Below are 12,294 nucleotides of genomic sequence, written 5' to 3' on the forward strand. Positions count from 1 at the left end.
TTTAAACGTGGGGTAATTTTTATTTGGGGATATCGAAATTAAACTTATTTAGTATAATTTCTACGACTAAATTAGTGATACTTTTTCTAATTTCAAAGGGTACAAGTTTGTTTATATATAATTTAGAATAATTCTGCTTAGTTATAAACGTTACATAATTTATATGCTTAACATAGTAATATTTATAAATGGGATAATTAAGCTAACAAACGGTTAAAACATTAAAATACAACTCCTTAAAATATTTTATTAAACAACATCTAATTAAAGATTAAAAGTTTCTATTTTAAATTAAATTTAAAATATTACAATAAAAAAAATCCGCATTTAGCGGATTTTAATTTTAAAATAACATAATTTTTTATCTTGTAAATAAAATTTCTCGGTATTTGGTTAATGGCCAAAGTTCATCATCTACCATTAACTCTAATTTATCACAATGGTATCTAATTTCATCAAAATATGGCTTAACCTTATTACAATATGCCGCTGCTTTCTTTTCAATATCTTCAATTTTGTTTGCTTTTTTTCGTGCATCAAGCATATCATCAATTTTAGAATGCAAACCTTCAATATGTTCCGAGATTTTTGTAATTAACTGCAATTGTTCCTCTGCATATTTTTTATAATCTTTACCAAAGATTTCTTTTAAACCTGTTACATTTTTAATTAATGAATTTTGATATTTAATTGCTGTTGGCACAATGTGATTACCTGCAAGATCTCCTAAAGTTCTAGACTCTATTTGAATATGCATAGTGTACTCTTCAATTTCAATTTCGTAACGAGCCTCAGCTTCAACTTTACTCATCACTCCCATTTCTTCAAATAATTTAATTGATTTATCAGCAATTTTAATTTTTAATGCATCAGGAGTTGTTTTGTTATTGCTAAGTTTTCTTTTTTTAGCTTCCTTTTCCCATGCATCACCATAACCGTTACCTTCAAATAAAATATTTTTAGATTTTTTAATATACTCTCTTAATACATTAAATATTGCTTCGTCCTTTTTTAAATCTTTCTTTTCTATTAAAGCATCTACTTCTATTTTAAAATCTTTCAATTGTTTAGCAACAATAGTGTTTAAAATAGTCATCGGGTTTGCACAATTTGCTGTAGAACCCACTGCCCTAAATTCAAACTTATTTCCTGTAAAGGCAAATGGCGAAGTTCTATTTCTATCTGTATTGTCTAAAAGTACATCTGGTATTTTACCAACAACATTTAATTTTAAATCAGTTTTTTCTTGAGGAGATAATTTACCATTAGTTACACCTTCTAATTCATTTAAAACACCTGTAAGCTGCTCTCCAATAAAAACAGATATAATTGCTGGCGGAGCTTCATTTGCTCCTAACCTATGATCATTACTAGCTGAAGCTATTGACGCTCTTAGTAATTCTTCATTATCATTAACTGCTTTTATGGTATTTATAAAAAAGGTTAAAAACTGTAAATTACTCATTGGGGTTTTTCCAGGTCCTAATAAATTAACTCCAGTATCTGTTGCTAAAGACCAGTTATTATGTTTACCCGATCCATTTATACCTGCAAATGGTTTTTCATGAAATAATACTTTAAAATTATGACGAGAACCTACTTTTCCCATAACATCCATAAGTAACGAGTTATGATCTACTGCTAAATTAGATTCTTCATAAATTGGTGCCAACTCAAACTGATTCGGAGCTACCTCATTGTGACGAGTTTTTACAGGAATACCCAATAACATACATTCAGTTTCTAAATCTCGCATAAAATTTAATGCTCTTGAAGGAATAGAACCAAAATAATGGTCATCTAATTGTTGTCCTTTTGCAGGAGAGTGTCCTACCAAAGTTCTTCCAGTTAAAATAATATCTGGTCTACTTGCCGCTAAAGCTTTATCAATTAAAAAGTATTCTTGCTCCCAACCTAATGATGAAGTTACTTTTTTTACATTTTTATCAAAATATTTACAAACATTAGTTGCTGCTTCATCTACAGCATGTAAAGCTCTTAATAATGGTGTTTTATAATCTAACGCTTCCCCTGTATAAGAAATAAAAATAGTAGGAATACATAAAGTAGTACCATAAATAAATGCTGGTGAAGTTGGATCCCAGGCAGTATAACCACGAGCTTCAAATGTATTTCTAATTCCTCCATTTGGGAAACTAGACGCGTCAGGCTCTTGCTGTACTAATTGTCCTCCTCCAAATTTTTCAATAGCTAAACCTCCTCCAATAGTTTCAAAAAAAGCATCATGCTTTTCAGCTGTAGCTCCTGTTAATGGCTGAAACCAATGTGTGTAATGCGTAACCCCTTTTGACAAGGCCCATTCTTTCATTGCAGCAGAAACCTGATCTGCAATTTTTCGATCTATTTTTGTTCCTTTTCCAATTGCGCTCATAACTCCTATATAAGCTTCTTTTGTTAAGTATTGACGCATTGATGTTTCATCAAAAACATTTTCACCAAATAATAAAGATCGTTTGGTATTTTCATTAACTTCAATTGGTTTTCTGTTTAAGGTTTCAGAAAGTGCTTTAAAACGAATTTTAGACATAAGAGTACTATTTAGTTACATAAATATTAATAGCGCAAATCTAAATCATTTTTCTATAATAAAAAATATAACCCCTAAAAAAATAGGGGTTATTTTAATTATTATTGATTTACAAAGGTTAAACCCCTATTTTTATTTATTATTTGAAAAATATTGTCGAAATTATAAATAAAACATATCCTAATAGTAATACAATTCCTTCTTTCCATGATAATTTCATTTTAACTGGAAGAAAGTTTAACGGAAGTATTATAAAGGCAATGCCAAGCATCCAATAAATATCATTAGTTAATAAGCCTGCGTCTACTACTTTTATCGGAGTAATTATGGAAGTAATTCCTAAAACAGCCAAAATATTAAAAATATTAGATCCTATTAAATTACCTAATGATATGGCTTTTTCTTTTCTTAAAACAGCAATAACGGAAGCTGCAAGTTCAGGAATACTTGTACCAATAGAAACAATGGTAACCCCTATAATCCGTTCGCTCACATTGTAAAATTTTGCCATGCCTACTGCTCCTTTAATTAAAAGTTCTGACCCTCCCCAAAGTGCAACTCCTCCAATTAATAAATACAAAAAGATTTTGTAAACAGGTAAATACTCCGCATCTTCATCAAATTCTTCTACTACTGCGGTTTTTTGAAATTTCAATAAATAAACTAAAAATATGATTAAAAAGATTACTAAAATAACCCCTTCATATCTTTGCAAAGCACCATCATAAATAATAAACCCATATAATAATATGGAGGATAACATCATAACGGGCCAATCGGTTCTATAAAAACTTTTCTCAACACTTATTGTAGATAAAATAATAGTTATCGCTAAAACAAATCCTAGATTAGCTATGTTTGAACCTATTACATTTCCAAAAGCTATATCTGCATGATTTTCAAGTGCCGCTTTAATACTTACAATTAATTCTGGGGCTGACGTTGCAAAGGAAACTACCGTCATGCCAATTATTATTTTAGGAATATTTAATCGTAATGATAATCCAACCGCAGATTTTAACAACCAATGTCCACCAAAAATCAGTAAAACTAGTCCTACAGCAACTAAAATTAAATTCATCTATATTTTTTTGACAAATATAAAAGAATAAAAAAACCTACACCATTATAATAAATAGAAAGCAAAAACTTAATTTTTTGTTAATTAACTACTTTTATAGTTGTACAACTAATTAAATAGTTTAATTTTGACAAAAACATTAAATACACATGGAGAAACTTACCACTAAAGAAGAAGAAATTATGCAAGTATTATGGAAGTTAAAAAAAGCTTTTGTTAAAGAAGTAGTTGCAAAACTTCCATATCCAAAACCTCATTACAACACCGTTTCAACTGTAATTAGAAAAATGGAAACTAAAGGGTTTGTTAAACACGAAGCTTTTGGAAATACATTTAGATATTACCCAGCTATTCTAAAAGAAGATTATAGCAAGCTATTTTTTTCAAATGCTATTCAAAACTATTTTGAAAACTCTTACAAAAATGTAGTTTCATTTTTTGCTGAAGAAGAAAAAATTAGCGCAAATGAATTACGTGAAATTATCAAAATTATTGAATCTAAAAAGTAATTATGGATTATTTGTTAAAAGCTAACGGACTGGTTTTTTTACTATTTTCTTTTTACCATTTAGTTTTAAAAAATGAAACTTTTTTTAAGTGGAACAGAACCTATTTTTTAATTGGAGTGCTTTTGATAATAACATTACCATTGGCTAAAATTCCTATTTATGTAGAAGCTACAGTTAATGATTTTAGTAATTTAAATTATCAGGAAATAGCCTCAACTTCAGTTGAAAAAACACCCTTTGATTGGGTAAACCTATTAAGTTATATTTATATTATAGGAATAGTAATATTTGCAACTAAATTTCTAATTCAACTAATTTCATTAGGAATATTTTTGAAAAAATTAAATTTTGAAAAAATTGACAATTTTTATTATGCTGAAACCGATAAAAACACTTCACCTTTTTCATTTTTCAATTATATAGTTTACAATCCAAATTTATTTTCAAAAAAAGAACTCCATCAAATTATAAATCACGAAAAAGCACACGCAATTCAGCAACACTCTTTAGACAATATAATTTCTAATTTAATGACCATATTATTTTGGTTTAATCCTTTTGCCTGGTTGTTAAAAAAATCAATTCAACAAAATTTAGAATTTTTAGCCGATAATTATGCCCAACAATTAAGTACCAATTTTGAAATATATCAACTTGCCTTGGTTAAAATTTATAGTAAAAACTACCAATCTACATTAACTAATAACTTTTATAACTCTTTAATTAAAAAACGAATAATTATGTTACACAAAAACAAATCAAAAAACACCAATAAATGGAAATACACTTTATTGGTTCCAGCATTAGCCCTATTTATGATTGCTTTTAACACCCAAACTATTGCTCAAAATAAAGACTCAAAATGGGAAATAAAAACAGGAATTACTGAAGTTTCCTTAATTATAGACAAATCATCTACAGATAAAGATTTAAACAATGAAAAGGAATTCTTTAAAAAAGAACACAATATTAAGCTAACTTTTAAAGGTATAAAAAGAAATAGCAAAGGCGAAATTACTGCTATCAAAATAGAAGTTAAAGCCCCTAAAAGCAATGCAAATTATTCAACTTCTAGCTCAACACCTATCAACCCAATTAAAATTTCTTACGACAAAGACAACAACAGTGTAAGTATTAATAGTGGCAAAAAAATATCTAAAAACCATTACGCATATAAAATCCATAAAAAAACAGGTAAAGATGGAAATTATGTTTTTATATCATCTGATGACAAAAAAAATAAAAAGAATAACGTCTGGATATACAAAACCGACGAAAAAGGTAACAAAGGCGAAAAGTCTGAAAAAGTTATTGTTTTCAAAAACGGCAAAAAAAACATTAAGGTTATTAATGACAATGTAATTATTGACGATACGGACACAGAAATTAACACAGATGAAGATGGTAACGTTGTTATTATAAAACAAACATCGGGAAAAGATGGAAAACATATTTCTCATGCAAAAACAACAAACTTTTGGGTTAGTTCCGATAATAAAAAACCGCTTTTCATAATTGATGGAAAAGAATCTTCAAAGGATCAGTTAGATAAAATCAATTCAGAAACTATCGAAAAAATAGAAGTTTTAAAAGGAAAAAATGCAGTTAAAAAATATGGAGATAAAGGTGAAAATGGTGTTATTTTAATAACAACCAAAAAAGAAAAATAAAACTAATTTATTGAAAAATTAAACCACTGTTTTAAAAATCTAAAGCGGTGGTTTTTTATTTACAAAAAAGATGAAAACTTAAAATTTAGGTGTTTTAACCAATAAATTTTCCATTACTTTATAAAACAAGCAAAATATTTGCATTACTTCATTACATTTTACCATTTTTTAAACTTTTACACTTACATTTTAAAACATATTTGTAGTAATATTAAAAACATTTAAAAGATATATTGTTATTTAGTTAACATTTATAATTCAATTTCATAAAAAGCATTCAAAATATTTGGAGATAACTAAGAATTAGGAATATCTTAAATAAAGAATTTAAAAATTCTTATTTATTAACCATATAAACTTATTCAAAATGATTACTATTTTCACCCTAATTACAAAGCTAGTGTTAAGTGTTATCAGCTATTTTTTAATCTCATAATACTTTAACAAAAACATCCCATATTTTGTGGGATTTTTTTATTTCTGTAATTTTACAAAATGAAAAAAAATCTATTTAAGGTAATTGCTAAAATAAATAAAATAGTACTTCCTAGTTTTTCTAAAAAAGGGTTAGAAATGCAACATGCAAAAAAATGGCAGCTAGCAATTATAGGCTGGAGGTATTTTGTAACCAAAAATAGTTTGTAAATAATTTTAAAATAGTATATTTGCACCCTCAAAAAGGCCTCGTAGCATAACTGAATAGTGCACTTGATTACGGCTCAAGAGGTTGCAGGTTTGAATCCTGCCGAGGTCACATTAAAAAAGCGAACTTTTAAGTTCGCTTTTTTACTTATTCTACACTTCATTTCATTAAAAAATTCGTAACTTTCTATCTTTAAAACATTTATTAAAAATTTACCAAACAACTTTAATTTATTAAACATGTTTAAAGCCAAAGTAAATAAAAGTTTTACAAAAAGTTTTAATACTTCAGATGTAAAAAAAACAGACTTAACCCTAATTACCAACAACAAATTACTTCTTCGACATCAATCTAAAAACTTTGAAATAGATTTGATAGAAAGTAATTTTAATACTAAAACTTATCATTTAAAAATCAATGGCAACAGTTATGCTGTTGAGTTAGAAGATGAGTTAGCTATTAATATCGCTAAAATGGGATTTAGCATGAATAATTCAAAAAAAATAAATAGCATTACTTCTCCAATGCCTGGATTAATTTTAAACATAAACGTTAAAGAAGGACAAGAAGTTAAAAGTGGAGATGTTTTGTTAGTTTTAGAAGCTATGAAAATGGAAAATAGTATAATTTCTCCAAAAGACGGCATTGTAAAACTTGTCTCTGTAAAAAAGGGACTAACCGTTGAAAAAAACGAACATTTAATAGAACTTTCATAATTCAATTCGTTAAAAATGAAAAAAATTTTAATAGCAAATCGCGGAGAAATAGCCATCCGCGTTATGAAAACTGCTAAAAAAATGGGTATTAAAACTGTTGCAATATACTCTGAAGCAGATAAAACTGCTCCGCATACAAATTTTGCTGATGAAGCAGTCTGTATTGGTGATCCTCCTTCCAATAAATCCTATTTATTAGGAAGCAAAATTATTGAAGTTGCAAAAGAATTAAATGTTGATGCTATCCACCCTGGATATGGTTTTTTAAGTGAGAATGCTGATTTTGCTAAAGAAGTAGAAGACAATAATATAATTTTCATAGGTCCAAAATCATCTTCTATAGCCACTATGGGAAATAAATTAGCTGCAAAAGATGCCGTAAAAAAATATGATATACCAATGGTTCCTGGTGAAGATAAAGCAATTCAATCCCCAGAAAAAGCTGCTACAATAGCTAAAAAAATAGGGTTTCCTATTTTAATAAAAGCAGCTGCAGGTGGTGGTGGAAAAGGCATGCGAATTGTTTACCAAGAAAGTGAAATTTTAGAACAATTAAAACGTGCAATTAGCGAAGCAACTTCTGCTTTTGGGGACGGCTCAGTTTTTATAGAAAAATATATTGAATCTCCTCGCCATATTGAAATTCAAGTTTTAGCAGATAGTTTAGGAAATGTAGTCCACTTATTTGAGCGAGAATGTAGCGTACAACGCCGTCATCAAAAAGTAGTTGAAGAAGCTCCTTCCTCTATTCTAACTCCAGAATTGAGAAAAAAAATGGGAGAAGATGCCATTAAAGTTGCAAAATCTTGTGACTATTTAGGCGCTGGAACTGTAGAGTTTTTAGTAGATAAAAATCTAAATTATTACTTTTTAGAAATGAACACTCGCTTACAAGTTGAACATCCTGTAACAGAATTTATAACAGGTATTGATTTGGTTGAAGAACAAATTAACATTGCACGAGGAGAAGCCATTTCATTTCAACAAAATGATTTAAAAATTAAAGGCCACGCTTTAGAACTTAGAGTTTATGCAGAAGATTCTTTTCAAGATTTTATGCCAAGTATTGGAACATTAACCAAATATAAATTACCTGTTGGAAACGGCATTAGAGTTGATAATGGATTTGAAGAAGGTATGGAAGTTCCTATTTATTACGATCCAATGTTATCCAAATTAATTACTTACGGAAAAACCAGAGATGAAGCTATACAACAAATGTTAACAGCTATTAAAAATTATGAAATTGACGGTATTAAAACAACACTTCCTTTTGGGAAATTTGTTTTTGAACATCTTGCATTCACTTCTGGTAATTTTGACACCCACTTTGTAAAAAATTATTTTACAGAAGATACCATTCAAAAAATTATAGAAGAAGAATCTACAATTGCAGCAATAACCGCTTTAAAATTATATTTAGAAGCTCAAAAAAAATTAAAAATTGCCCAAATAAACTAATCGTTAAATCTTACCTATGGAATCAAAATATCAAAAATTAGAAGAAAGACAAGAGTTAGCAAAATTAGGAGGAGGAGAAATACGAATTGAAAAACAACATAAAAAAAAGAAATTAACGGCCAGAGAACGCATTAATTATTTATTAGATGAAAGTTCTTTTGAAGAATCAGGCATGTTAGTAACCCATAGAACTACCGATTTTGGTATGGAAAATGAACTCTATTTTGGAGATGGTGTTGTAACAGGATCAGGAACTATAAATGGAAGATTAGTTTTCATCTTCGCTCAAGATTTTACAGTTTTTGGAGGAGCTTTATCAGAAACTCATGCTGAAAAAATATGTAAAATTATGGATCATGCCGTAAAAGTTGGAGCACCATTAATTGGTCTAAATGATTCTGGTGGAGCACGAATTCAAGAAGGAGTTCGTTCTTTAGGCGGATACGCTGATATTTTTTATAGAAACGTACAAGCTTCAGGAGTTATTCCACAAATATCCGCCATTATGGGACCTTGTGCTGGAGGAGCGGTTTACTCTCCTGCAATGACTGATTTCACGTTAATGGTAGAAAACACAAGCTACATGTTTGTTACTGGACCAAACGTTGTTAAAACTGTTACCAATGAAGAAGTTACCGCAGAAGAACTAGGTGGTGCAAGCGCACATGCAATAAAATCTGGAGTTACACATATTACTTCTGCTAATGATATTGTTTGTTTAGAAGATATTAAAACTCTATTGAGCTACATACCTCAAAATAACAAAGTTAAACCTATAAAACTCCCTTATGAATTAGAAGAAGAAATAAGGGTAGAGTTAGAAAATATAGTTCCTGCAAATGCCAATAAACCTTACGATATGCATCATGTAATTGATGGCATTATTGATAAAAATTCATTTTTTGAAATTCATAAAGATTTTGCAACCAATATTATAGTTGGTTTTGCCAGAATAGCAGGTAGAAGTATAGGAATTGTAGCAAATCAGCCGATGAATTTAGCAGGTTGTTTAGATGTTGACAGTTCTGTAAAAGGTGCAAGGTTTACACGATTCTGCGATTGTTTTAATATTCCTCTTTTAGTATTAGTTGATGTGCCTGGATTTTTACCAGGCACAGATCAAGAATGGAATGCTATTATTACTAACGGAGCTAAATTATTATACGCTTTAAGTGAAGCAACTGTCCCAAGAGTAACCGTAATTACTAGAAAAGCTTATGGCGGAGCTTATGATGTAATGAACTCCAAACATATTGGTGCTGATATGAATTTTGCTTGGCCATTTGCTGAAATTGCAGTAATGGGAGCTAAAGGAGCGGCTGAAATCATTTTTAAAAACGAAATAAAATCTGCTAAAAATCCAGAAGAAAAATGGAAAGAAAAAGAAGCGGAATATGCACATAAATTTGCGGACCCATATAGAGCTGCAAGGCGCGGGTTTATTGATGAAATAATTTACCCAAAAGATACCAGAAGAAAATTAATTAAAGCTTTTCAAATACTTGAAAATAAAAATGTATCTAAACCAAACAGAAAACACGGAAACATTCCTTTATAGCCTAAAATATATCATTTAATTTAAAATGAAAATAAACTTTGTAAGAAATACTTAAGATTATCGACTAATAAGCAAAAGTTACAAATGTTTAATATTTTTCATTCTTAAAATTGATGATGTTCTTTTGGTTAAGTAACTTTTTAAAAGTCAGTATTTATTAATAAATACTGACTTTTTTTATATAATCTCTGCAGATAATCCTTTGGTAAGTAATGAAGAACAACGAGGTTTTAAATCGCTATATTCGCCCGTTTTTACAGTACATTTACCTTTGTAATGTACCAATAAAGTGCATTGCTCAGCTTGTTCTAATGTATGCTCACAAACTTCAATTAATGAGTCAATAACAAAATCAAAAGTGTTTACATCATCATTAAACAATACAATTTCATGTTGTTTGGTAACTTCTTCAAGCACTTCTACTTCTTCTTGTATTTTTTTCTTTGTACTCATAAAGCGAATTTATAAATTATTTTAGATACTTCAAAGCTACCCAATTATTTCGCTCTATAGTTTTATCTAATTTTAAACCATATTTTGCAACTTCTTTATCTATTATTGGTATATCTTCTTTATAAAATCCGCTTAATAATAAAACTCCTTTTTCAGACAAACACTCTGTGTACGTTTGCATGTCATTTAATAAAATATTACGGTTTATGTTAGCAATTATTACCTCATAATTTTTATTTTTCAACATAGAAGCATCACCTTCAAAAACAGAAATTTCTTTGCAATTATTTCGTTCTACATTTTCTAATGAATTTACAAAACACCAATTATCATTATCAATAGCATCAATGGGTTTAGCTCCTTTCATTTCAGCTAAAATTGCTAAAATTCCTGTTCCGCAACCCATATCTAACACTTTTTTATCATTTAAATCTAAATCTAATAAGTGTTGAATCATCATATGTGTAGTTTCATGATGCCCAGTACCAAAACTCATTTTAGGTTCAATTACTATATCGTATTTTAAATTTGGATTTTCATGAAACGGCGCTCTAACACTAACTAAATTATCCACCTGAATAGGATTAAAATTCTTTTCCCATTCACTATTCCAATTTACTTGTTTAATTATTTCTTTTGTGTATTCAATTTCAAATTCTTCTGATTGCAATACGTATATTCCTTCTAAAATAGTTTCATACCAATCTTTTTGTTGAATATAAGCTGTTAATCCTTCTTCAGTTTCCACAAAACTTTCAAACCCCACATTACCCAATTCTGCAATCAAAATTTCTGAAGCAGGTTCTTTTGGCTGAATTTTAAAATGATATGCTATATAAACGTTATCCATTATATTGCGTCAATAATTGCTTTAAAATCATCTTTGTTAAGTGCTGCACCACCAATTAAACCGCCATCTACATCTTGTTTAGAGAAAATTTCTTTAGCATTTGCAGGTTTTACACTTCCTCCGTACAAAATAGAAATACTTTCTGCTGTAGCTTCGTCATATTTATCCGTTAAAATTTTACGAATAAAAGCATGAATTTCTTGAGCTTGTTCTGGCGAAGCTGTTTCTCCCGTTCCAATAGCCCAAACAGGTTCGTAAGCTAAAATAATATTTTTAAAATCTTTAGCTTCTAAATGAAAAAGCGCATTTTTTAATTGACTTTCTACTACTTTAAAATGATTATTTGCTTTTCTTTCATCTAAAACTTCTCCAAAGCAAAAAATAACTTCCATCTTATTAGCTAAAGCCGTGTTTACTTTTTTAGCTAACATTTCATCCGTTTCACCAAAATATTGTCTTCTTTCAGAATGTCCTAATATTACAATTTTAGAACCTACGGCCTTTATCATTTCTGCAGAAACTTCCCCTGTAAAAGCACCACTTTTTTCAAAGTGCATATTTTGAGCTGCAACTTCAACTTTAGTTCCTTTTGCTTTTTTTGCTACACGTTCTATATTAACAAATGTTGGCGCAATTATAACTCTGGTATTTTTTAACGCAGTTTTTTTAATGCTTTTTATAATTTTTTTGGTTAACGATTTAGACTCTTTTAAATCGTTATTCATTTTCCAGTTTCCTGCTACTATTTTAGTTCTCATTTTACTTTATTTTAGTTTACAAAATTAGGTAAATAAATCTACCTTAA

The 12,294-nt window shown here is 29.0% G+C and carries 11 protein-coding genes and 1 tRNA gene; 7 read left to right on the top strand and 5 right to left on the bottom strand.

Going from position 1 to position 12,294, the window contains the following annotated elements; all coding sequences use genetic code 11:
• Positions 1–361: 361 nt before the first annotated feature.
• Both R3342_RS12090 and R3342_RS12095 read right to left on the bottom strand, forming a co-directional pair.
• Positions 362–2,548 (bottom strand): glutamine synthetase III, encoded by a 2,187-nt coding sequence (locus R3342_RS12090; RefSeq protein ID WP_318940563.1) that lies wholly within the window; start codon positions 2,546–2,548, stop codon positions 362–364.
• 139 nt (positions 2,549–2,687) lie between these two features.
• On the bottom strand, positions 2,688–3,629 hold the full coding sequence (locus R3342_RS12095) for a calcium/sodium antiporter (RefSeq protein WP_318940565.1): 942 nt from the start codon (positions 3,627–3,629) through the stop codon (positions 2,688–2,690).
• A gap of 149 nt (positions 3,630–3,778) precedes the next feature.
• On the opposite strand from R3342_RS12095, the gene R3342_RS12100 reads away from it, so the two are divergent.
• The 7 genes from R3342_RS12100 to R3342_RS12130 all read left to right on the top strand — a co-directional run bounded on the left by R3342_RS12100 (position 3,779) and on the right by R3342_RS12130 (position 10,186).
• The gene (locus tag R3342_RS12100) at positions 3,779–4,138 is read left to right on the top strand and encodes a BlaI/MecI/CopY family transcriptional regulator (RefSeq protein WP_318940567.1); all 360 of its coding nucleotides are present in this window, start codon (positions 3,779–3,781) and stop codon (positions 4,136–4,138) included.
• Positions 4,139–4,140: 2 nt separating this feature from the next.
• Positions 4,141–5,808, top strand: coding sequence for a M56 family metallopeptidase (locus tag R3342_RS12105; protein WP_318940569.1), 1,668 nt, complete (start codon positions 4,141–4,143; stop codon positions 5,806–5,808).
• A 495-nt stretch (positions 5,809–6,303) separates the two neighbouring features.
• Positions 6,304–6,453: an SsrA-binding protein gene (locus R3342_RS12110; protein ID WP_318940571.1), complete on the top strand. Its 150-nt coding sequence runs from the start codon at positions 6,304–6,306 to the stop codon at positions 6,451–6,453.
• A gap of 35 nt (positions 6,454–6,488) precedes the next feature.
• A tRNA-Arg gene (locus tag R3342_RS12115) sits at positions 6,489–6,562 on the top strand.
• Positions 6,563–6,690: 128 nt separating this feature from the next.
• The gene (locus R3342_RS12120) at positions 6,691–7,167 is read left to right on the top strand and encodes an acetyl-CoA carboxylase biotin carboxyl carrier protein subunit (protein WP_318940572.1); all 477 of its coding nucleotides are present in this window, start codon (positions 6,691–6,693) and stop codon (positions 7,165–7,167) included.
• Positions 7,168–7,182: 15 nt separating this feature from the next.
• Positions 7,183–8,628, top strand: a complete 1,446-nt coding sequence (gene accC / locus R3342_RS12125) for an acetyl-CoA carboxylase biotin carboxylase subunit (RefSeq protein ID WP_318940574.1) — start codon at positions 7,183–7,185, stop codon at positions 8,626–8,628.
• A gap of 16 nt (positions 8,629–8,644) precedes the next feature.
• Positions 8,645–10,186, top strand: a complete 1,542-nt coding sequence (locus R3342_RS12130) for an acyl-CoA carboxylase subunit beta (protein WP_318940575.1) — start codon at positions 8,645–8,647, stop codon at positions 10,184–10,186.
• Between the two features lie 177 nt (positions 10,187–10,363).
• On the opposite strand, the gene R3342_RS12135 is transcribed toward R3342_RS12130, so the two are convergent.
• The 3 genes from R3342_RS12135 to tpiA are packed head-to-tail and all read right to left on the bottom strand — an operon-like array spanning position 10,364 to position 12,247.
• Positions 10,364–10,639, bottom strand: a complete 276-nt coding sequence (locus tag R3342_RS12135) for an ATP-dependent Clp protease adaptor ClpS (RefSeq protein WP_318940576.1) — start codon at positions 10,637–10,639, stop codon at positions 10,364–10,366.
• A gap of 16 nt (positions 10,640–10,655) precedes the next feature.
• A complete protein-coding gene (gene prmA, locus R3342_RS12140; protein ID WP_318940578.1) occupies positions 10,656–11,489 on the bottom strand; it encodes a 50S ribosomal protein L11 methyltransferase in 834 nt (277 codons plus the stop codon).
• A complete protein-coding gene (gene tpiA, locus R3342_RS12145; protein WP_318940580.1) occupies positions 11,489–12,247 on the bottom strand; it encodes a triose-phosphate isomerase in 759 nt (252 codons plus the stop codon). The genes prmA and tpiA overlap by 1 nt, the downstream gene beginning before the upstream one ends.
• Positions 12,248–12,294: the final 47 nt, after the last annotated feature.

Origin of the sequence: Lutibacter sp., assembly GCF_033723435.1 — a bacterium.
GTDB lineage: Bacteria > Bacteroidota > Bacteroidia > Flavobacteriales > Flavobacteriaceae > Lutibacter.